The organism is Thiorhodovibrio frisius, from assembly GCF_033954835.1.
Classification (GTDB): Bacteria; Pseudomonadota; Gammaproteobacteria; order Chromatiales; family Chromatiaceae; genus Thiorhodovibrio; species Thiorhodovibrio frisius.
On record NZ_CP121471.1, the window covers coordinates 1,843,627 to 1,864,733 of the forward strand.

The following is a 21,107-nucleotide window of genomic DNA, read 5'->3' on the forward strand; positions in this document are numbered from 1 at the left end:
CCTTCTATTATGCTACATCCCTAACGTTGCGGTAAGCCGAACGGCGCGCGGCCACACGTTTCAGATTAGCTCACGACGCCGGCCGCGCGGGGTCGGCTTGAGCGCAGTGTTAGGCAATTATTAATTCATTTATGGAAAGAAAATGTGATCTGTCTCGGCATTGTCTCTATTCGGCGTATTTTCTCCGCCAGTATTCAGCTTTTTCCTTATCTACATCGGTAGCGATACCCATTTGATAATGTTTATACAAATTGCGTTGTGCATTTTTGTTACCTTGCTCGGCTGCTTTTTGATACCAATAAATGCACGGTTCTATGCCGTCAATAAGCGGCATATCAAAGCCTAGGCGATGCCCAACTCTATAGCAATCCCCTAGCTTTAATTGAGGCTCTGTATTTCCACTTTCGGCCTGGCCAAGCATTTCTTTAAAGGCTTCTTCATCAATCAAAGACATCTGTTCTCCTTTCCGCTGAACTGATTGGATCGCAATGCTGCGTGGGGCTCAGTCTCGATGTTTGTGGCCTAACGAATAAGGATAGGTCGTGCGAGGAACGAGCCACGATTAGTAACTATAGATTCTTGCTGTCTGAACGGACCTGGAATGGTTCGTTGAAAAAATAGAGCCTTGGGCCTTGGGCACCGAGGGACAGAAATTCCCGTCCTTAATACGCCCGAATGGTGCATGTTCCCAGACTAGACAGGTCAGACCTGGCGCTGACAGCTCCACAAGATCATCTTCGTCTTCGGTGTAGATTCCTTGGCCTTTTTCCTCGAAGACGCAGAAGGCAGAAATCCACACCTTAAAGTTTCCGATGTTTAATTGCAAACAGTTTAGGGTCTGGCCTTCCCACCAACTACTTGAGTCCCGTGCTCGCTTCATGGGCGCTACAGTCACCAGTAAGCCTAGCCGATAACGCAGGTTTTTCCAAAAACACTTCCAGTTGCCGGTTAGGCAGGCCCTGTCTCGCTCCGACAGCTATAACCCGTCGCACGTCCGGGCTTAGGTGATTCTGTCGGAAAGGTGCCGGGTAGGACGTAAGTTTTGAACTGTTGAAGACCTGAAGACCTAAGGCGGGGAACGAGACCCACATTGGAGCGACTGTGCTGGTGTTCTTTTACGCTCTTAGCGTCATGGAAATCATTTTGGCCTCAGAAACGATCCAGAAAACACTTTTTCCACTACACCCGATTTACGCAAAGCCCACAGAAACTGTCTCCAGGAACATTTTCCCTACGCTGCCGCTAGCTCGAAAGCCCCGTTTTTGTATTTTCCGAACTCTGCATGTTCCCAAACTAGACCGGTCAGGGCAGGTGCTGACAACTCAACGCCCTCATCCTGGTCTTCGGTGTAGCACCCCTTGCTGTTTTCCTCAAAGACACAGAAGGCGGAAATCCAGAGTCTAAAGTTACCGATGGTGAACTGCAAACAGTTTAGTCCCTTTCCGTCCCACCAGCTCATGCTTTCCCGTGCTCGCTGCATCGGAGCGACTGTTACCACCAAGCCTAGCCGATAACGCAGGTTTTTCCAGAAAGACTTCCAGTGGCGGTCAAGGTTGGCTCTGTCACCCTCTGACACATAGAACCCTTGGCACTTCCGTGCTTCAGTGAGGTTTCCGTAGGGGTGCGAGTGGAAGTCGCCAAGGTAGTCAAGATGCGGCCAGAACGCGCCAAGGGCAGCCCGTTTCAGGGAAATCGCCTCTTCACTATATTGAACCGAGCATGTTGTTTGCCGAGCCGTCGTATCTGTCTGAGCCATCTCCAGGCGGAACAATGTTCGACCGTCCGCAAGTGTTGTGTGCTGGCCGTAAATGCTCCCGTAAGTCTCTAGTTCCTTCTTGTTTTTTCCTCGAGCTCCGCGTTTTTCCACCGCGTAGGCTTCCAGCGAAGACAGGACAAGGGAGATCAGGGCGTTCTCTGACAGGACCACCAAGTAACCGTTTTCGTTTTTCTGGTACATCGGAACCTCCGAAAAAGTTTTGGGAACGATTCTCAGTCAACTTAACAATGTTTTGCACATATTGTGTGAAACATTTTTGATGTTAAAAGAATACTGGGTGTTTTTCTTGCTGATTGCTCAAAGGAGCCATCAGCATGTTTTCAACAATCTGTTGAAAATATTTTTGATTTCTTGTCATAGAAAGTATGACGAAAACTTTAGCCGCTTAATTTATTTAAAATATTGCGCTCTATTTTCGATTCCTAAGTTATAAAACATAAATCTTCATATTAATTTTGGTCAATGGCGTATCGAGCAAAAGCGTAAAGGCTAAGTGAGATGGAATGAAATTCTGTCGGGACTTGTCTTTTAATTCTACGCTGAGCCGATTCCATGACTGACAAGCTTCTCTTGACCTATGAACAAGCATCCGAGCGCTTGAGCATCAGTAAGCGCTCGCTTCAACGGCTGATTGAACAAAAGAAGATTGAGCGCGTTTACCCTGTGAGGCGTGCACCTCGTATTACTGCAAGGTCAATACAAGGGTACATTGATAGCTTGTGCGAATTAGGCTATACTGTCAAGGAGGGATCGGCTATGCGTAATCCGAATACAGGAGATACGCCATGGCCAAACGAAACGACAAAGACGGCCTGCACCAAAGGAAAGACTCGCCATACTGGTGGGCGAGCTACAAAGACTCAGGCGGGAAGAGAGTTAGATGCTCGACTGGGACCCAGGACAGGGAAGAAGCCGCAGCGCTCCTTGCGAAATGGAAGTTAGAGGCATTTCAGCAAAAGCAATGGAATGCTCCCGAGTCAGCCACGTTTGAACAAGTCATGCTGTACTTTCTTGACGAGACCGAATCTGTCAAGCGAAGTCACAAGGATGATTTGTTGCACGCAAGAAATCTTCGCGAGAGTTTTGAAAACGAAGATATGCGTGCGCTGACGCCGGTTGCGGTTGGGGAACATATTGCTCGGCGAAAGAAAGATGGTGTTTCTAACGCTACGATTAATCGCGAGCTTTCTTTGTTATCAGCCGCGATTAATCGTTACAACCGGGACTTTATAGATAGCTTGCCGAATCCAGCGAAAGGGCGAAGACTGCAAGAGCCGGAAGCGAGGATTCGCTATCTGACCAGAAGGGAAGCTGAAAACTTGATTGCGCAGGCGGAAACCGCTTTTCGGGCACCACATTTGCCAGACTTTATTCGTCTGGCCTTGCACACCGGCTGCCGTGCTCAGGAGATGTTGGGGCTGGAGTGGTCTCGGGTGGACCTGGAAGGGCGCCTGATCTTTCTTGAAAGACAGCATACCAAGGCGGGAAGGCGGCGTTCGGTGCCGCTAAATGATGTGGCTTACAAGGCAATTCAGAGTCGCCAGGTATTCTGCCAAGAACATTGTCCTGACAGTCCTTGGGTGTTCTGCAACGGCCAGGGCCAGCGGATCACAACGGTGAAGAAAAGTTTTGCGACAGCTTGTCGGAAAGCTGGGATCGAGGATTTTCGCATCCACGATCTCCGCCACACCTGCGCGGCATGGCTGACCACCGCTGGGGTGCCAACACCAGAGATCCGGGATCTTCTAGGGCATGCTTCGATCACGATGACCGAAAAGTACGCCCATCTCGCACCCGATAACATTCGTCGGGCGGTAGGCGCACTGGAAGGGTAAGTCACGTTTTAGTCACGTGCGATTCTGGGTCACGTCCAGAATCGCCGTAACTACTTGATTTTGGCTCCCCGACGTGGACTCGAACCACGGACCCACTGATTAACAGTCAGTTGCTCTACCAACTGAGCTATCGGGGAATTGAGCGGATTTTTGTTGTGGCGCGCCCGGAGAGATTCGAACTCCCGACCACCTGGTTCGTAGCCAGGTACTCTATCCAGCTGAGCTACGGGCGCTGCGAGCCGATTATTCTCTTGTTTTTGGGTTGTCGTGTCAAGGTGCAATTTTTTTGCTTGTTGGGTTCTCTTGGTGGCTGGGGTTGTGTTGGAGTCGGTTGCGGGCTTCAGTCTCTTGCCTACGGGGGTAGACTGGCAGGTTTTCAGGCACATTTTCGGTGGAGTTGGCGATGCGGGTGCTGTTGGTTGAGGATGATGTGCAGCTTGGTGCTTATCTGAAGAAAGCCCTGGCGGAGATCGGTGCTTTGGTGGATGTCGCCGAGGATGGCCGTGAGGGGTTGTTGATGGCGGCGAGCAGTGAGTACGACTTGTTGCTGCTTGACCGCCTCTTGCCGCAGGTGGATGGGTTGACGATTTTGCGGACCTTGCGTGCCTCGGGTGATCGCACGCCGGTGCTGATTCTCAGTGCGCTGGGCGATGTGGATGATCGGGTCGAAGGACTGCGTGCCGGGGGGGATGATTATCTGGTTAAGCCGCCGGTGTTTTCAGAGTTGCAGGCGCGGATCGAGGCGCTGATGCGGCGCACATCGCCGGCCGAGGCGGCCAGTACCCGTCTGCGGTTGGGAGATTTGGAAATGGATCTTTTGGCACGCGAGGTGACGCGCGCGGGTGAGCGGATCGCGCTGCAGCCGCGCGAGTTTCGGCTGCTGGAGTATTTGTTGCGACATGCCGGGCAGGTGGTGACGCGCACCATGTTGCTAGAGCATGTCTGGGATTATCATTTTGATCCTCAGACCAATGTGATCGATGTGCATGTCAGTCGCTTGCGTGGCAAGATCGATAAAGGCTTCGCCTATTCCTTATTACATACGGTGCGTGGGGCAGGCTATGTGATGCGGGCACCGGATGCGCCTGAGTCGGGGAGCTGAGATGCCGGGCGCGCCTTCAGCGGTGAAGCGGGGCAGGTCAGGTTCTTTGGTGGCCGGGTCGGTGGTGGGCAGGCGTGTGCATGAGCGGCTGGGTGCGATTGTGGCGAGTTCCACTTTTCGCCTGGCTCTTTTGTATGTGGCGTTGCTTGCAACCTCCATGGTCTTTTTGCTTGGTTTTACCTACTGGTCGACGGCTGGCTACATGGCGCGCCAGACGGATGCAACCATTAACGCCGAAATTCGCGGTCTTGCCGAGCAGTATCGGCGTCGCGGGCTCGGGGGGCTGACAGCGGTGATCGCTGAGCGCTTGCGGCGTGATCCTGGCGGGGCGGCGCTCTATCTGCTGGTGGATGATGACGGGCAGGCGCTAGTGGGCAATCTCAACCGCTGGCCACCGGACCCCGTTGCATCGACTGGGTGGATGGATTTTCGCGTGCGCGATCCGGCTGGCGTGCAATCCTCTGAGCAGGGTCGGGCCATGGCGGCACGGGCGAAGGTGTTTCGGCTGCGCGGGGACCTGCGCCTGCTGGTTGGGCGCGATGTGCGCGAATTGAGCGCGGTGCGGGACTTGATGCTGGACGCGCTCTGGTCCGGGCTCGCCATCACTGCCGCGCTGGCGCTGCTGGGTGGTTGGCTGATCAGTGCCAGCGTGGTGCGACGGTTGGAGGCGGTGAATCAGGTGAGCCGCGAGATTATGGAGGGCGACCTGTCGCGGCGGGTGCCTGCCGATGGCAGTGGCGATGAGTTCGACCAGCTTGCCGCGAACCTCAACCGGATGCTCGCGCGCATTGAGCAACTGATGGCCAGTGTACGCGAGGTTTCCGACAATATTGCGCACGATCTGCGCACGCCGCTGACGCGTTTGCGCGCCAAGTTGGAGCTGCTGGTGCAGGGCCAGCTTCCGCCCGCTGCGCGAACGGAAGCTGAAGAGGCAGTGACCGATGCCGAGGAATTGCTGGCCACCTTCAACGCCTTGTTACGCATCGCGCGGATCGAGTCAGGCAGTCGCCGAGCCGCCTTCGCGTCTTTTAACCTTGCGGACTTGGTGCGCGATCTCGCCGAGCTTTATGAGCCTTTGGCTGCCGAACGCGAGCAGCGTCTGGAGGTGACGGCGCCGGCCGAGCTCTGGTTGGTGGGTGACCGGGATCTGCTGTTTCAGGCATGTGCAAATCTAGTGGATAATGCGATCAAATACACGCCGGCGATTGGCTTGATCGCACTGGCAGCAAGCGGGCAAGGGCGCGAGGTGCGCGTGACGGTGGCGGATTCCGGGCCAGGCATTCCGCCTGAGTGGCGCGAGAAGGTTTGCGAGCGTTTTTTTCGCCTGGACGGCAGTCGCTCAAGTCCCGGCAGTGGGCTTGGGTTGAGCCTGGTGCGCGCGGTTGCTGAGCTGCACAGGGGGAAGCTTGAACTCGGCGACAACGCACCCGGCTTGCGGGCCAGCATTCTCATTTCGGCGGCGGGTTGATTGCTCTTGGCACTTGGGTGTGATGGATCTCGTCCCGATATTCCCGACTAGAGCGATGGGGAATAGTGTCGGGCATCCGGCTCGCATCGCTGTCGTTTCACGATCCGGAATATCGCAAAGGGGAAGAAACCGATGAAAATCCAAAATTTTGCTGCGCTCACACTGGCCGCTGTTCTGACAAGCGCCACGCTGCCCGTCGCCGCTGATTGGGTGTTGGAGCCTGAACAGTCGCATTTGTCCTTCATCTCGATCAAGGCCAAAGACATCGCCGAGATTCACAGCTTTACGCAGATGACTGGCCGGGTTGACGAGAATGGGCAGGTGAACCTAGCGCTGCAACTCGACAGTGTCGAGACGCTGATTCCTGTGCGCAATGAGCGCATGCGCGAGGTGCTGTTTAAGACCACCGATTATGCGCAGGCGACCCTGAGCGCCAAGATCGATCCGGCGGTGATTGATGGCATGCAGGTCGGCGATATCGGGCAGTTGCATGGCGAGGCGGTGCTGTCACTGCACGGACAGGAGCAGCCGGTGACCCTGAAGCTACAGCTGGCGAAGGTGGCGCCCGATGTGATTTTTGTCGCTAGCCGCGAGCCGCTGGTGTTGGATGCCGAAAAGTTTGGACTGAGCGACGGGATCGAGCAGTTGCGAGAGATCGCCGGTCTCGAGAGTATCAGTCACGCGGTGGCGGTGAATTTTGTGATGACTTTTGTGCGTGAGCCGGTCGCGGAGGACGCGCCGCAGGACTGAATCCGCCGCGCGTTTTTCGTTGGATTTTTGGTGCTGGCTGGATAGAGGCTGGCGCACGGGGCTGAGGGATTGGGTGATGCCTCAGTCGGTATCTGGCTGGCGGCCATAGAGCTGCACCAGATGGCGCAAGCGATCCGACAGCCCCGGGTCGACTGCTGACCAATCGAAACGCCAGGTCCAGTTGCCCTTGGTGGTGCCAGGGCGGTTCATGCGTGATTTCCCGTCCAGTTCCAGCACATCCTGCATCGGGATGATTGCGAGGTTTGCAACCGACGCTAGGGCGCTGCGGACTAGTGGCCAGGGCATGGGCTCGCCGATAGGGTCGCCTGTGGGCGGGGTGGCCGGGTAGGCGAGATAATCGGCCAGGTGCCAACGGTCCGCGTCGTCGAGCGAGCGGAACCAGCCGAGCGTGGTGTCGTTGTCGTGGGTGCCGGTGTAGACGACGGAGTCCGTCTCGTGGCGACAGGGCAGGTAAGGGTTGTCTGCGCCGCCGTCGAAGGCAAATTGCAGGATTTTCATCCCCGGCATGCCATATTTTTTGCGCAGCGCAGTGACTTCGTCGGTGATGACGCCAAGGTCCTCGGCCACCAGCGGCAGGGTGCCAAACTCCGCAGCCAGGCGCTCGAATAATGCGTCTCCGGGAGCCGGCACCCAACATCCGTTGATGGCGACCGGCTCGCTTGCGGGGATTTCCCAGTAGGCTTCAAAGCCGCGAAAGTGATCAATGCGGATAATGTCGAATAGACTGAGTTGGGTGCGGATGCGCTCGATCCAGAAGGTGAAACCATTGCTTTTGAGCCGATCCCAACGGTACAGCGGGTTACCCCAGCGTTGGCCGGTTTCCGAGAAATAATCCGGCGGCACGCCCGCAACGACACGGGTGCTGCCGTCGGGATTCAGGTCGAAGTCATCCGGTCGCGCCCACACCTCGGCGCTGTCGTGGGCGACGAAAATGGGCATGTCGCCAAATAATTTGACGCCCCGGCTGTTGGCATGTTCGCGCAGTGCGGCCCACTGGGTGAAAAAGACAAACTGCTCCCAGCGGATGTACTCGATCCGATCGGCCAGTTTTGTTCTTGCCTGCTTCAGCGCGCGGCTCTCGCGTTTGCGCAATCCTTTGGGCCACTGCCACCAGGGTTGGGCGCGGTCCTCGCTGATGGCGCGAAACAGCGCGTAGTCCTCAAGCCAGTAGTCGTGCTGGCTGGTAAAACGGGTGAGGGCGGCTTTATCCTCATCACCTGCCACCTGACGGAAGCCGTGGTAGGCCAGTCGCAGCGCGGCAGGCTTGGCGCGCGGGTCATCAAGGTTGTCCGGAAGTTGATCCAGCCAGCCCGACTTGAGTAAGGGGTCCAGGCCGATGAGGCGCGGATCGCCCGCGTGCGCCGAACTGGTCTGATAGGGCGACAGATCGCCCTGTGGCGGCCCAACCGGTAGCATCTGCCAGGCGCTCAGACCGCTGTCGGCCAGGAAGTTGACGAAATTGAACGCCTCCCAGCCAAGATCGCCACAGGTACCGGCGCCGGGCAGGGAGGTGATGTGCAGCAGCAGGCCCGCGCGTCGCTGGTGCAGCGTGGCGGCGGATCTTTGGTCAGGGTATGTCATGCAAGCTTCAGGTCCGGGTTGATGTACTGCGTCAGAGTCCAGATCGGCACAGGTGTGGAACGGGGCGCGTCAGGAATGCGTCTGTCCTATGTTAACATTATGCCTTTCAAGGGTGCCGGGCATCGCAACTTTGGGCATGGCAACCTCAGGAATTGCAACCCTAAGAATTGCAACCCTAAGAGTTGCAACTCAGTGAAGGATTGGCCGCCAGCTTCTGGCGTCCCATCATCCTGACCCGAAAAATGCCCGGCCTTGCATACTCAGCGCACTGCGCCTGCTTGCGTGCGCCGCCTTTACTCAGACTACCCACTGCGGAACTGCTAAAACCATGGCTACTGTCGAGAAGACGCCCAGCAACTTGCCGGAACCGCTGCGCTTAATCGTCGAAGCGCGTCATCATGACCCTTTTGAAGTCCTTGGGCGCCACGCGCTTGAGGACGGGCGAGCTGTGGTGCGGGTGTTTCTGCCGCAGGCTGAGCGAGTGCGACTAAACGGCGGTCAGCTTGAGCTTGACCGTGTGCCAGGTACCGATCTTTTCGTGTGGGAGGGCGACGCAGAACTGGTCGCTGGCCATTATCTGATCGACTGGTACGACAAACAGGGCCAAGTCCATACCCAGTATGACCCTTACCTCTTTGGCCCGCAGTTGAGTGACTTCGACCTGCATCTGTTCGGCGAGGGGCGTCACTGGCATGCCTATCGCTTTCTTGGTGCCCACCAACGTCGCCTTGAAGGGACTGGGGAGAGGGGCGAGGATGGCATAGAGGGCTTCGCCTTCGCGGTCTGGGCGCCGAGCGCGGCGCGCGTTAGCGTGATCGGGGAGTTTAACGACTGGGATGGGCGTGTTCATCCGATGCGCGTTCGACCGGGTACTGGCGTGTGGGAGTTGTTCATCCCTGGGCTCGCGCCAGACCAACTTTATAAGTTTGAGATTCGCGATCAGGCTGGTCTGCCGCTGGTCAAGATCGATCCCTATGGCAACGCCTTTCAGAAGCGCCCGGAGACGGCGGCGATTTTGCAGGGGCCGAGTGCGTTTCAATGGCGCGATGCGCAATGGCTGGAGCAGCGCGCCAAGCGTAACTGGCAAGAGCAGCCGCTGTCCGTCTATGAGGTGCATCTGGGCTCCTGGCAGCGCGCCGAAGATGGCGGCTTTCTGAATTATCGGGATTTGGCCGAGCGCCTGGGCGATTACTGCGCAACCATGGGGTTTACCCACATTGAGCTGATGCCCGTCACTGAACATCCGCTCGACGCCTCCTGGGGCTATCAGGCCACCGGCTATTTTGCGCCGACTGCTCGTTTTGGCACTCCGGACGATTTTCGTTTTTTTGTCGATCATCTGCACGAGCGCGGCATTGGCGTGCTGCTTGACTGGGTGCCGGCGCACTTTCCGCGTGATACAACGGCGCTCGGGCGTTTTGATGGGACGGCGCTGTTTGAGCACGCTGATCCGCGTCAGGGTGAGCACCGCGACTGGGGAACCTACATCTTTAATTTCGGGCGCCATGAGGTGAAGAACTTCCTGCTCTCAAGCGCGCTTTATTGGCTGGATGAATATCATATCGACGGCCTGCGCGTCGATGCCGTGGCGTCCATGCTCTATCTGGACTATTCGCGCAAGGAAGGCGAATGGATACCGAATAAATACGGCGGTAATGAAAATCTCGATGCGATTGAATTTCTGCGGCAGTTAAACACAGTCACCCACGAGCAGCATCCTGGCACCCTGATGATTGCCGAGGAGTCCACCTCTTGGCCGCAGGTTTCGCGCCCAACCTACTTGGGTGGTCTCGGCTTCAGCATGAAATGGAATATGGGTTGGATGCACGACACACTCTCCTATATGGAGAAGGACCCCATCTACCGCCATTACCATCATGACCTGCTCACCTTCGGGCTGCTCTATGCCTTTACCGAGAACTTTGTGCTGCCTTTCTCGCACGATGAAGTGGTTCATGGTAAGCGCTCAATGATCGACAAAATGCCGGGTGATGCCTGGCAGAAATTCGCCTCGCTGCGGCTGCTTTATACCTTCATGTATGCCTATCCGGGCAAGAAGCTGCTGTTCCAGGGCTGTGAATTCGCCCAGGGGCAGGAATGGAACTTCGACGAGGCACTCGACTGGTATCTGCTCGAGCGCCAGCCGCACTTGGGTATCAAGCAGATTGTTGCGGATTTAAATCGGCTGTATCAGGACTTGCCGGCGCTTCATCAGGTGGATTTTGACAGCAGTGGTTTCGAGTGGATTGACTGTCACGATAGCTCCCAATCGGTGTTGAGCTTTGTGCGCAAGTCGAAGGATCAAAAGCAGATTGTCGCGGCTGCCTTTAATTTCACCCCGGTGCCGCGCGAGAATTATCGCATCGGTGTGTCGCGCGCCGGTTTCTACCGTGAGGCAATCAATTCCGATGGTGCCTTTTACGGCGGTAGCAATGTTGGCAATCAAGGCGGTGTGCATTCCGAGGCATTGAGTTGGATGGGGCGAGAACACTCCATTCCCATTGCTCTGCCACCACTGGCGGGCGTCATCATGGTGTTGGAGCCTGATGAATCCCTCGCAGCCGATGAGCCGGCGATCGGCAAGGCTGCGGTGCGGCCGGAAGGCGACCCCCAGATGGACCAGGCCAGTGGTCCGAACAGCGATCAGGCCAGGGATCAAGCAAGTGAAACCACCAGCGCGCTGGCGCCGGGCGCCGATGCCCCGAATTCCGCCGAGCCATCGCAGGCGCCATCCGGGGTTGTGGCCGATTCTGAAACCCAGCGTCCGGGCTGAATGTCGGCTCTGGTTGCCAAAGGCACTTGGCCGAAGCGGGGACAATCAGGCCGTCGAATGATGCTGCCTGTTGCCCGGCTGCTTGATCTGTTCCTGATGGCAGTGCGGACGGTGTCGTTCGCATTGGCCATGAGCTTGATCCTGGCTGCGGCCTTGTTGACGACAACGGGCGCGCGTGCCGCTCCCGCCACCACCTTGCCGGGCAAGCTTGATGCCCAACTGTCCGAATGGGGGCTCGACATCAGCCAGGTTAGCGTTTATGTGCGCGCTGTCGATGCCGAGGAGCCGCGATTGCTGGTCAACCCCGAGACGCCGCGAGTGCCGGCATCGGTGATTAAACTCCTGACTAGCATTGCCGGGCTCGACATTCTTGGTCCGAATTATCACTGGGCAACCGATGTGTACGTTGATGGCCGCGTGGTCGGAGGGCAACTTCAGGGCAATCTCTACATCCAGGGCTATGGTGACCCCTATCTCACAGCCGATGCCTTTGCCGGCATCCTGCGCGCGTTGCGCGTCAAGGGGTTGATCGCCATCGAGGGAGACGTGGTGCTCGATAACAGCTTTCTGGCCCCGCCGGAACAGGAGCGCGGCGACTTTGACGGCGCTGCCCAGCGCAGCTACAACGCCCTGCCGTCGGCTTTGAGCGTCAACCGTCAGGTCACGGACATTCACATCTACCGCGACTGGGTCAATAACGGTGTTGGCGTCTATACCGAGCCGCCGCTGACCGGGGTCGAAATCGTCAATGAAGCGCGCTTGGTCGACGCGCCCTGCGCCCGGCGTTATCACAATCCAATCGCGACCTTTATCCCAGCCACCGAAACCGCCGGTCCCAAATTGCGTATCTCTGGCACCTTTGCCGATGAATGCGGCGAGGAGCAGGTCGGGCGGCTGCTGCTCACACCTGAGCAGCATGCCGCTGCCGCTGTGGACGCCTTGTGGCGGGATCTGGGCGGCAGTATTGGCGGCAAGATTCGCCTCGGCAAGGTGCCCAAGGGCGCGCGTCAGTTCCACCGCGCGCTGTCGCAGCCGCTGGGAGTCATTATTCGCGACATTGACAAAAACAGCAATAACCTGATGGCGCGGATGCTGTTTTTGACTCTTGGCGCGAGCGAAAAAGGGGCTCCCGGTACGCTTGAGAAATCCCGCGATACCATCAATGCTTGGCTCAATAAGCGCGGCCTGCCCATGCCGGAGCTGGTGGCCGACAATGGCTCCGGCCTGTCGCGCGAGACCCGCATCAGTGCCGGCAGTCTGGGCGAACTGCTGAGCTGGAGCTACCGCCAGCCGTGGATGCCCGAGCTGCTGGCCTCCATGTCTATCGCCGGTGTCGATGGCACCACCCGCCGGCGTCTGCGCCGCGAGCCCATTGCCGGGCGCGCGCATCTCAAGACTGGCACTGTGCGGGACGCAAGCTGCATTGCCGGCTATGTGCTCGACCGCAACGACAGGCGCTGGATTGTGGCAGTGCTGGTCAATGGTCAGGATGGCCAGGCTCTGGGTGCCTGGCGCGGCCACGCCGTGCACCACGAGATTCTCCGCTGGGTCTATCGCGGGGCCCCCCTGCCAACCGACAGCGGCGACTAATAGCCTTTTGCCGAGAAAGAATCCTGACGGTCTGGGCCGAGAGCCCCTGGGCAAGCCAAAGCCCGGCCCATTGTTTGCCCGTTTTTTGCTTAAGAATCCGACAGTCTTTGGCAATGATAAACGCAAGCAGTAGGAGTCACACAGGATATGATGGGTGCAAGTCAAACAGTGGATCGTTACATCAGCTTTGAAGGGATCGACTGCGATCAGCGCGCACAGCAGCTTGTCGCTATGGTGCGTCACCGCATTGCGGAATTGGGGGAAGGCTCACAATGGACCGGCTATTTTGTGACAAAACTGGCCGAGGCTGAGCAGCGCGGACAGGATGAGTTGTTCTTTGTCGGCAGCCACGTGAATGCACTACGCGAACTGTTCGCGCTAGACGACGATGAGCAGGGCAATGAACTTCTCGAGGCCCTGGAAGAAGAGTGCTGCTGAGAGGCCCCTCCCTCAGCCGCCAAGCAGCGCGAGAATCCGCCCACGGCCAATAGGGCCGGGGCTGATCGAACAAGGTGGCGGATATTGGCAGTATCGCGTTCGCCGCACAGCAGTGAAAGGCGAGTGTCCGCCAAAGATCGGCAAGTGGGGCAAGTCAGGCGCGGTGCTTTCAGCATTGCTCCCAGGGCAGTCCGCGAAAACGCCAACCACCTTGACTGCTGCGGTGATGGTGTTCGTCCAGATCCCCCTCGAATCCCTCATCGACATGATAAACCGCGCTTAGTCCGTCTTGAATCAGCGCCTTGCCGGCTTCCAGCGAGCGCTTGCCACTGCGGCAGATCAGCACCACGGGCGCGCAGAGCTGACCGGGCTCGCACACCGCGCCGCCCAGCAGCAGCTTGCGAATCTCGGTGGCGAACTGAGGGTTCACGGTCCAGTCCGGCTCGTCGATCCAAGGCACATGCACGGCCCCTTTGGGGTGGCCGACAAACAGAAATTCCATGGTCGAGCGAATGTCCACCAGGATGGCCGCCGGATGTTCGGTGAGCAGGTCCATCGCTTCTTGTGGGGTCAAGCTGTGTGGCAAGTCGGTGGTCATCTGAGTGTTCTCCTTGTAGGGGTATTTGATGCAATTTTTGTTTTCATCCGCGTCGCGGTGGCCGATCCAGGTCGGCAAGCGGTATCATGGCGGGTTTTTCCGCACTTGAGAACCGAGATCATGTCCCAGCTCTCGCCGCTTGAGGCGCAGCTTGTCAAGCGCCGCACCTTCGCCATTATCTCCCACCCGGATGCTGGCAAGACCACACTGACCGAAAAGCTGTTGCTATTCGGCGGCGCCATCCAGATGGCCGGCACTGTCAAGGGGCGCAAGGCCGCGCGCCATGCGACTTCGGACTGGATGGAGCTGGAAAAGCAACGCGGTATCTCGGTGACTTCCTCGGTGATGCAGTTTCCCTATGGCGAGGCTATCGTTAATCTGCTCGACACCCCCGGCCATGAGGACTTTTCTGAGGACACCTACCGCACCCTGACCGCTGTGGATGCGGCCTTGATGGTGATCGACGTGGCCAAGGGTGTCGAGGAGCGCACCATCAAGCTGATGGATGTGTGCCGGTTGCGCAACACGCCCATTCTCACCTTCGTCAATAAGCTCGATCGTGAGGGACGCGACGCTATCGAGATTCTCGACGAAATCGAATCCGTACTGAAAATCCAGTGTGCGCCTGTGACCTGGCCAATTGGCATGGGCAAGCGCTTCAAAGGCGTCTATGACCTGCGCCATGATCGCACCCATCTGTTCAGCGCCACCCACGGCGGGCGTATTCAGGAAGGCGAGGTGATTGATGGTCTCGACAATCCGCGCCTGGATGAAATCGTCGGCGACCAGGCCCAGGAACTGCGCGATGAACTCGAACTGGTGCAGGGCGCCAGTCACGACTTCGATCATGCCGACTACCTGGCTGGCATCCAGACGCCGGTGTTTTTTGGTTCTGCGATCAACAATTTTGGCGTCAAGGAACTGCTCGACGCTTTCGTTGACTATGCGCCAGCACCCCTGTCGCGCCAAACTCGCTCGCGGCTGGTCGAGCCACAGGAGTCGGCCTTCAGTGGTTTTGTGTTCAAAATCCAGGCCAATATGGACCCTGCCCACCGCGACCGGGTGGCCTTTCTGCGCGTCTGCTCCGGCAGCTATAAAAAGGGCATGAAAATGCGCCATGTGCGCATCGGCAAAGCGGTGCAGGTCGCCAATGCCATTACCTTTCAAGCCGACGAGCGCCGCCATGTCGAAGAAGCCTGGCCGGGCGACATCATCGGTCTGCACAACCACGGTACCATTCAGATCGGCGACACTTTCACCGAGGGCGAAGATCTCAAGTACGAAGGCATTCCATATTTCGCCCCGGAACTCTTCCGCCGTGTGGTGTTAAAAGACCCACTGAAGATGAAAGCCCTGCAAAAAGGCGTGCTCCAGTTGTGCGAGGAGGGCGCCACCCAGGTCTTCCGCCCGCGCAAGAACAACGACCTCATCCTCGGCGCCGTGGGCATCCTGCAATTTGACGTCGCCGCCTATCGTCTGCGCGATGAGTATGGCGTGGAGGCCGTTGTCGAGCCCGTCAGCGTCGCCCTAGCACGCTGGGTGCGCTGCGAAGACCCAAAAATGCTCGCCCGTTTCGAGGAGAAAGCCTACGAGAATCTTGCCGTCGACGGCGACGACCAACTCGTCTATCTAGCCCCAACCCGCGTCAACCTGCAACTCACCCAGGAACGCTGGCCGGAAATCGACTTTCTCGCTACCCGCGAGCTCTAGCTTATCTCGCTCTGGTGTGGACACTTGTACCGATGGATGCTAGGCACTGGGCCGAGCTGTTCGTCGGCTGGACATCGGAGGCCATGTAGATTGATCGAATAACCTTGTTCGCCAGCGAACTCAAGCTCTACCCCATGTGTGTCTGTGGCGAGAAGCCGCTCCAGAGGGAGGCATGAGCGGTCTCTCAGCCTGCCATAGGCTGGCGCCAGATCCGCGACTGGTCGGCGCAATCCGGCTGCGTCTTTTTCAGCGCCTGTAGCGCCTTGCGCTGGGAGCTGAGCTTGACCTGCTCGATGCCAAGGCGCTGATTGCCGCCAGAAGCCGTCGATCAGTCGCTGCTGGAGCTCTCTGCTCGCCGCACCCTGTGTGAATGTAAAGGCAAGGCTGAGTATTTTCACATCAAAGGCCCCAAGGGCCTGATCCGCGATGCGCTAGTGACGATGATGCCATCGAAGGCTCGCGGCCAGCCCGTCAGCAACGGCGACTAAAGTTTAGGGTCGACTGCGGCAATCCGCGAGCGACGCCAGGCTGATTCTCCGTGGCGATTCTGACAGCCTTGCGTTCTACGCATGCAAAGCATAGAGTGCAGTCGTTGCATACAAGACAGGCGGAGAAACCGCATGGCCATGCTGACCGTTAGAAACCTGGATGAAGCGATCAAGTCTCGACTTCGCATCAAAGCCGCACAACACGGTTGCTCGATGGAAGAGGAAACGCGGCGAATCTTGCGTGAGGTTCTGCTACCCGGCAGTCACCAAAGGGGTCTAGGCACCCGTCTTCACCACCAAATAGTGGAATTGTCCGGCGGTGGTGAACTGGAATTGCCCGCTCGGAGCTTGCCCCGATCAGCCCCTTTCGTGGAAGACGATTGATCCATGTTCCTGTTGGATATCAATGTCGTTTCCGAATGGATGAAGCCATCTCCAGATCAGCGAGTCATCGAATGGTTGGACGCGCAACCAGCAAAACACCTGTATTTTCCCGCTGTGGTCAAGGCGGAGATCGAATCGGGTATCGCATTGTTGCCAGACGGTAAGCGCAAAGCCGGTTTGCAGCGGGCGGCACAGGTCGTCATCCAAGAGTTTTCGTCGCGTTGTCTGCCGCTGGATTGCGCTGCCACAGTGGCCTACGCGAAGATTCGGTCCCAGTCCAAGATCGCTGGTCGACCGATGTCTGTCGAGGATGCCCAGATAGCGGCGATTGCTTCCGAGAACTCACTGGCGTTGGTGACTCGGAATGTAGCGGATTTCGACTTTCTGGCCGATTTACGTTTGGTCAATCCTTGGCAAGATGATCGCGCGCAGCCAAGCTGATATTGCTGCCATTTGCACAATCCGTTCGCCATGGGGGGTTGCAACCTGAACCAAATCTCCAGTGATCGTGAATCTACCCCTTTAGAAACATAGCCCACTGTGCCTCGACTACGCAGACGAGGCCGGTAGCTCTGCGCTAAGGGGAGGTGGGGCGATCTTGCTTATAATGGCCGCCATGTCCGCATCCTCTTTTTCGCGAGCGACTCGCAAAGGTTTCGCTGATGTCGAGGTGACAATTGAGCTGTTGATCCCCGGTCTTTTTGGGCTGCCGGGATTGCCATTGGTGGCGGATCTGCCAACGCCAGCGCTCGATCATCTTCTTGCCAATGCGCGACTTGCCAGCCAGTCGGTGGTCGCTGCGCAGGCATCAACTGCCGACTTGAATGCGCTCAACACGGCTTTTGGGTTGGATGCGGCCTTTGCCGAGGTCTGGCCAACTGCGCCTTATTGCCTGAGCGTGGATGACCCGAACTGGGATGGCGAAGGCTTCTGGTTGCATGCCGACCCCGTGCATTTGCGCCCGGACCGGGATCAACTGCGGTTGTTTGATAGCCGCACGCTGGGGATTGCGCCGGGCGAGGCGCGCGTGTTGATTGCTGAGCTGAATGCGCATTTCAGTGCCGATGGCATTCTGCTGCATGCGCCTGTTCCCGGGCGCTGGTATCTGCGTGCGCCGGGGCCGGTCGCGCTGCGCACGCGCCCGCTGCGGGCGGTGATGGGTGGGACTCTGGCGGATGTGATGCCAAGCGGCGGCGACGCCGGGCGCTGGAATGCGCTGATGAACGAGGCGCAAATGCTGATGTATCAGTCGCCGGTTAATCAAGCGCGCGCCGAGGCCAGGCGGGCCGCGATCAATGGACTCTGGCTGTCGGGGGCAGGGGAGTTTGCGTCGCTTGAGCTGGCGCCGGATCTCGAGCTGGTCATTGGCAATGATCCGTTGGTGCTGGGGCTGGCGCGTGCTGGCGGGGTGCCAACGGCAAGCTTGACTGACAGCGGGTTGCCGGAACTGATGGCGAACACCCCATCCGGGCGGGTGTTGCTCGTCGACATGGAACTCGGTGATGCCCTGCGGCGGGGCGATCTGCCTGGTTGGGAAGCGGCTTTGCAGCAACTTGACCGGGGGCTTGCGCCCCTTGTGGCCTGGGTGCTGGATGGGCCTGGGCACCGCAGGGGCCAGCGGTTTTCAGTGCATTTGCACGACGGCAGTGGCGCAACATGGATACGGCCATCCGGGTGGACAGGGCACTTAAGCCACTGGCTCGGCAGGCATCTTGGTTGGCGTCGTTCAGGCGGCCTGGCGGCAGCGCGTGCCGCCGTGCACCGACGGCACTAACCGGTGTTGCGCATTCCGGCCGCAATAGCGTTGATGGAGCGCAGCAGCGGGTCGAGCCAATGCTCGCGTTCTTCCTGGGTGTCTTCGCCGCGATAGCGCTCAAGCAGGGCGATCTGCACATGGTTGAGCGGGTCGAGGTAGGCGTTGCGGCGATAGAGGGAGGTTTGTAGATCGGGCGTTTCTTCCATCAACTCGTGCAGGCCGGCGATGTTCAGCACCTGTGTCAGGGTGCGCTGATATTCTTCTTGAATGCGGGCGAAAATTTCCTCCGCAGCCGGCTGGTCCTGGGCCAGGCGCAGATATTCATGGGCGATGTGCATCTCGGCCTTGAAGAGCGACATCTGGGTGTTGCTCAGCATGGCGCGGAAGAAGGGCCATTCGTGATACATCTTTTGCAGCTTGGCCAGGCGTTCCAAGTCCGCGCCACGCCAGCGCTCAATGGCTGAGCCGATGCCGTACCAGGCGGGCAGGGTGTGACGAGATTGCGCCCAGCCGAACACCCAGGGGATGGCACGGATGGATTTCAGCGAGCGATCCGCCTTTTTGCGATGCGATGGTCGCGAACCGATGTTTAACAGCGCGATGGCATCGAGTGGGGTAACCTCATAGAAATAATCCAGAAATGCGGGTGTGCCGGCGACCAGCTCACGGTAGACGGACTCGCCCTGGGCGGCGATCTCGGCCATGATGCCAAGATAATCCTTGCGTACCTCGGGGATGGGCTCGACCAGGCAGCGGCTGGCTTTGATCAGGCCGCTGATGCCGACCGTCAGCTCATAGAGTGCGGTTTCTGGGTTGGCATAGCGGTAGGACAGCACCTCGCCCTGTTCGGTGAATTTGATTTGCCCATGCACAGTGTCGGATGGCTGGGACAGGATCGCCTCGTGCGTCGGGCCGCCACCGCGGCCGATGGTGCCGCCGCGTCCGTGGAACAGCCGGCACATGATGCCGCGTTCATCGGCAAGGTGAATGATTTTCTCCTGTGCCTCATAGAGCTTCCAGGCTGAGGACAGAATGCCGCCGTCCTTACAGGAGTCTGAGTAGCCGAGCATGACCTCCTGCAGATTGCCGGAGGCCTTGAGCAGGGCGGCGTAGGTTGGATCATCAAAGAGGGTGCCCATCACCCGATCAATGCGCTCGAGGTCGTCGATGGTCTCAAACAGCGGTGCGATCAGCAGATCACAGAACCAGCCAGCGGGCGTCTTGCCAGCCAGACCGGCCAGGCGCCCGAGCAGCATGACCTCCATCACATGGCTCGCGCTGTGGGTCATGGAGATCACATAGGCGCCGAAGGTGTCGCGGCCGACCTCAGCACGCATGCGCGCGACCACTTCAAACACCTCAAGTGTCTCGCGCGTCTCAGCGGTGAGGGTGCCCTTGTCGATGATAAAGGGATGTGGGTGGGCGATGGCCTCGCCGAGTGCAATGAGTTTTTGCTCTTCGCTGAAAGCCTCGTAAAGAGGGGCGCCCGGCTGGCGGGCGAAGAGCTCGATCACCGCTTCGGTATGTCGGTTCGACTCCTGGCGGATGTCGAGCTGCATCAGGTGAAAGCCGAAGGTCTCCACCAGGCGGATCAGGTCTTTTAACCGTCCCTCGGCGGCATTGGCATCGCCCTGGCTGATTAAGGAGTCGCGAATCAGGTGAAGATCGTTCAGGAAGGTCCGAGCATCGGCGTAGCCCTCGGGCAGGTCGGTCTCCTCGCCATGAATGCGCGCGCGCACCCGTTTGAGATCTGCCTCCAGCCGATGGCCGACGATGACCAGCTTGCGTCGATAGGGCTCATGCACATAACGACGCTGGCTCTGGCTCATGGTGTCGAGCCAGTAGTCTTCGTCATCGTCCAGGCTGTCAAGAAAGCGGGGCGAAGGTTCGCTCAGGGCGCTGGAATGGCTCAGGCGCCGGCTTAGGTCTGTGACGCGGGCGATGTATTCGGTCAGGGCCATTTCGCAGTGCATGCGCACGGCGAGTTCGGTGGTTTCCGGGCGCACGAAGGGGTTGCCATCACGGTCGCCGCCAATCCAGGAGCCAAAGCGCATGAAACTCGGCACCCGTACCTGGCAGTCGGCACCGTAAACACGGCGGGCAGCGCGCTCAAGATTGCGGTAGACCTGGGGCACAATGCCAAAGAGCGACTCGCGGAAGAAATACAGCCCCTGGCGCACCTCGTCCGTCACCTTGGGCTTGTGAACCCGTACGTCGTCGGTCTTCCACAGAATTTGGATTTCGTTCAGAATCTGCCCGAGCAGATCCTGTTGTTCTTCCTGATTGAGCTTTTGGCGATGCAGATCGAGTGCGAGCAGGAAAATCCGCCGCTGGATCTCAAGCGTGGTGCGGCGTTTGGCCTCGGTCGGGTGAGCGGTGAAGACCGGAATGTAGGCCAGATGTTCAAGCAAGCTTTGCAACTGCCCGGGGGTGACGCCGTCCTCGGCAAACTGGCGCAGACTGTGGTCGAATGATCCCGGCCAAAGTCGGCCGCCGGCACTCACCAGGGAGCGGCGTTGCTGATAGCCATTGACCTCCTCGGCGATGTTGAGCAGGCTGAAGTAAATGGTATAGGCGCGGATGACCTCAGAGAGCGTCTGCGGGTCGAGCCCGTCGATGCGCTTCATCAGCTTGCCGCGCAGCTTGGGGTCGTCTTCTGCCCGTAAGGCCAGAAAACCTTCGCGCAGGCGCTCGACGATCACCAATACCCGCTTGCGGCTGTGCTCGCGCAGCACCTCGCCGAGCAGGCTGGCGAAGAGTTCGATGTCGCGGTCCACGCCGGTGACGGACTCCGTCGGCGCTTGTAGCGTTGTCTCCGGTGTCGCTGTGAGTTCAG

General features: G+C 58.5%; 17 protein-coding genes and 2 tRNA genes. 12 read left to right on the plus strand and 7 right to left on the minus strand.

Features of this window, described 5'->3' with window-relative positions:
- Positions 1–166: 166 nt before the first annotated feature.
- Together Thiofri_RS08595 and Thiofri_RS08600 are read right to left on the minus strand one after the other, a co-directional pair.
- Positions 167–454 carry a tetratricopeptide repeat protein gene (locus Thiofri_RS08595; protein WP_009148261.1) on the minus strand — a complete coding sequence of 96 codons (288 nt, stop codon included), beginning with the start codon at positions 452–454 and terminating at the stop codon, positions 167–169.
- 777 nt (positions 455–1,231) lie between these two features.
- Positions 1,232–1,957 carry a hypothetical protein gene (locus tag Thiofri_RS08600; RefSeq protein WP_009148263.1) on the minus strand — a complete coding sequence of 242 codons (726 nt, stop codon included), beginning with the start codon at positions 1,955–1,957 and terminating at the stop codon, positions 1,232–1,234.
- Positions 1,958–2,562: 605 nt separating this feature from the next.
- Here Thiofri_RS08600 and Thiofri_RS08605 point away from each other — a divergent pair.
- On the plus strand, positions 2,563–3,612 hold the full coding sequence (locus Thiofri_RS08605; RefSeq protein WP_009148264.1) for a site-specific integrase: 1,050 nt from the start codon (positions 2,563–2,565) through the stop codon (positions 3,610–3,612).
- Between the two features lie 61 nt (positions 3,613–3,673).
- Here Thiofri_RS08605 and Thiofri_RS08610 read toward each other — a convergent pair.
- Positions 3,674–3,749, minus strand: a tRNA-Asn gene (locus Thiofri_RS08610).
- Between the two features lie 19 nt (positions 3,750–3,768).
- Positions 3,769–3,845, minus strand: a tRNA-Arg gene (locus Thiofri_RS08615).
- A gap of 170 nt (positions 3,846–4,015) precedes the next feature.
- Between Thiofri_RS08615 and Thiofri_RS08620 the strand changes: the two genes are divergently transcribed.
- The 3 genes from Thiofri_RS08620 (at position 4,016) to Thiofri_RS08630 (ending at position 6,932) form a co-directional block, all read left to right on the plus strand.
- Complete coding sequence (locus Thiofri_RS08620; protein ID WP_009148265.1) at positions 4,016–4,714, plus strand: response regulator transcription factor; 699 nt, start codon at positions 4,016–4,018, stop codon at positions 4,712–4,714.
- Between the two features lie 76 nt (positions 4,715–4,790).
- The gene (locus Thiofri_RS08625; protein WP_040855678.1) at positions 4,791–6,182 is read left to right on the plus strand and encodes a sensor histidine kinase; all 1,392 of its coding nucleotides are present in this window, start codon (positions 4,791–4,793) and stop codon (positions 6,180–6,182) included.
- 132 nt (positions 6,183–6,314) lie between these two features.
- A complete protein-coding gene (locus Thiofri_RS08630) occupies positions 6,315–6,932 on the plus strand; it encodes a YceI family protein (RefSeq protein WP_009148267.1) in 618 nt (205 codons plus the stop codon).
- An 81-nt stretch (positions 6,933–7,013) separates the two neighbouring features.
- Here Thiofri_RS08630 and malQ read toward each other — a convergent pair whose 3' ends face one another.
- The gene (gene malQ / locus Thiofri_RS08635) at positions 7,014–8,534 is read right to left on the minus strand and encodes a 4-alpha-glucanotransferase (RefSeq protein WP_009148268.1); all 1,521 of its coding nucleotides are present in this window, start codon (positions 8,532–8,534) and stop codon (positions 7,014–7,016) included.
- A gap of 328 nt (positions 8,535–8,862) precedes the next feature.
- Here malQ and glgB point away from each other — a divergent pair, with 328 nt between their 5' ends.
- From glgB to cowN, 3 genes are all read left to right on the plus strand, one after another.
- Entirely contained in the window at positions 8,863–11,307 is a 2,445-nt protein-coding gene (glgB, locus tag Thiofri_RS08640; RefSeq protein ID WP_009148269.1) for a 1,4-alpha-glucan branching protein GlgB, read from the plus strand.
- 57 nt (positions 11,308–11,364) lie between these two features.
- Positions 11,365–12,897, plus strand: a complete 1,533-nt coding sequence (dacB, locus tag Thiofri_RS08645) for a D-alanyl-D-alanine carboxypeptidase/D-alanyl-D-alanine endopeptidase (protein ID WP_051023834.1) — start codon at positions 11,365–11,367, stop codon at positions 12,895–12,897.
- 168 nt (positions 12,898–13,065) lie between these two features.
- Entirely contained in the window at positions 13,066–13,335 is a 270-nt protein-coding gene (gene cowN, locus Thiofri_RS08650) for a N(2)-fixation sustaining protein CowN (RefSeq protein ID WP_223296725.1), read from the plus strand.
- Positions 13,336–13,504: 169 nt separating this feature from the next.
- Here the strand turns inward: cowN and Thiofri_RS08655 are convergent, their stop codons facing one another.
- Positions 13,505–13,933 (minus strand): rhodanese-like domain-containing protein, encoded by a 429-nt coding sequence (locus Thiofri_RS08655; RefSeq protein ID WP_009148272.1) that lies wholly within the window; start codon positions 13,931–13,933, stop codon positions 13,505–13,507.
- 120 nt (positions 13,934–14,053) lie between these two features.
- Here Thiofri_RS08655 and Thiofri_RS08660 point away from each other — a divergent pair, with 120 nt between their 5' ends.
- The 5 genes from Thiofri_RS08660 (at position 14,054) to Thiofri_RS08675 (ending at position 18,289) form a co-directional block, all read left to right on the plus strand.
- Complete coding sequence (locus Thiofri_RS08660; protein ID WP_009148273.1) at positions 14,054–15,643, plus strand: peptide chain release factor 3; 1,590 nt, start codon at positions 14,054–14,056, stop codon at positions 15,641–15,643.
- A 308-nt stretch (positions 15,644–15,951) separates the two neighbouring features.
- The gene (locus Thiofri_RS08665; RefSeq protein ID WP_040855681.1) at positions 15,952–16,131 is read left to right on the plus strand and encodes a DUF427 domain-containing protein; all 180 of its coding nucleotides are present in this window, start codon (positions 15,952–15,954) and stop codon (positions 16,129–16,131) included.
- A gap of 138 nt (positions 16,132–16,269) precedes the next feature.
- The gene (locus Thiofri_RS24740) at positions 16,270–16,515 is read left to right on the plus strand and encodes a FitA-like ribbon-helix-helix domain-containing protein (RefSeq protein ID WP_390166335.1); all 246 of its coding nucleotides are present in this window, start codon (positions 16,270–16,272) and stop codon (positions 16,513–16,515) included.
- A gap of 3 nt (positions 16,516–16,518) precedes the next feature.
- Positions 16,519–16,956 carry a type II toxin-antitoxin system VapC family toxin gene (locus tag Thiofri_RS08670; protein ID WP_009148275.1) on the plus strand — a complete coding sequence of 146 codons (438 nt, stop codon included), beginning with the start codon at positions 16,519–16,521 and terminating at the stop codon, positions 16,954–16,956.
- A 229-nt stretch (positions 16,957–17,185) separates the two neighbouring features.
- A complete protein-coding gene (locus Thiofri_RS08675) occupies positions 17,186–18,289 on the plus strand; it encodes a phosphoglycerate mutase (protein ID WP_143741867.1) in 1,104 nt (367 codons plus the stop codon).
- Here the strand turns inward: Thiofri_RS08675 and ppc are convergent.
- Entirely contained in the window at positions 18,286–21,048 is a 2,763-nt protein-coding gene (gene ppc, locus Thiofri_RS08680; protein ID WP_040856408.1) for a phosphoenolpyruvate carboxylase, read from the minus strand. The genes Thiofri_RS08675 and ppc overlap by 4 nt on opposite strands.
- Positions 21,049–21,107: the final 59 nt, after the last annotated feature.

Bases quoted from the DNA above. Each gene is read 5' to 3' on its own strand.
- Thiofri_RS24740 (WP_390166335.1), top strand. From the start codon at position 16,270: ATGCTGACCGTTAGAAACCTGGATGAAGCGATCAAGTCTCGACTTCGC.
- Thiofri_RS08605 (WP_009148264.1), top strand. From the start codon at position 2,563: ATGGCCAAACGAAACGACAAAGACGGCCTGCACCAAAGGAAAGACTCG.
- Thiofri_RS08670 (WP_009148275.1), top strand. From the start codon at position 16,519: ATGTTCCTGTTGGATATCAATGTCGTTTCCGAATGGATGAAGCCATCT.
- glgB (WP_009148269.1), top strand. From the start codon at position 8,863: ATGGCTACTGTCGAGAAGACGCCCAGCAACTTGCCGGAACCGCTGCGC.
- Thiofri_RS08630 (WP_009148267.1), top strand. From the start codon at position 6,315: ATGAAAATCCAAAATTTTGCTGCGCTCACACTGGCCGCTGTTCTGACA.
- Thiofri_RS08655 (WP_009148272.1), bottom strand. From the start codon at position 13,933: ATGACCACCGACTTGCCACACAGCTTGACCCCACAAGAAGCGATGGAC.
- Thiofri_RS08600 (WP_009148263.1), bottom strand. From the start codon at position 1,957: ATGTACCAGAAAAACGAAAACGGTTACTTGGTGGTCCTGTCAGAGAAC.
- Thiofri_RS08660 (WP_009148273.1), top strand. From the start codon at position 14,054: ATGTCCCAGCTCTCGCCGCTTGAGGCGCAGCTTGTCAAGCGCCGCACC.
- Thiofri_RS08620 (WP_009148265.1), top strand. From the start codon at position 4,016: ATGCGGGTGCTGTTGGTTGAGGATGATGTGCAGCTTGGTGCTTATCTG.
- malQ (WP_009148268.1), bottom strand. From the start codon at position 8,534: ATGACATACCCTGACCAAAGATCCGCCGCCACGCTGCACCAGCGACGC.
- Thiofri_RS08595 (WP_009148261.1), bottom strand. From the start codon at position 454: ATGTCTTTGATTGATGAAGAAGCCTTTAAAGAAATGCTTGGCCAGGCC.
- dacB (WP_051023834.1), top strand. From the start codon at position 11,365: ATGATGCTGCCTGTTGCCCGGCTGCTTGATCTGTTCCTGATGGCAGTG.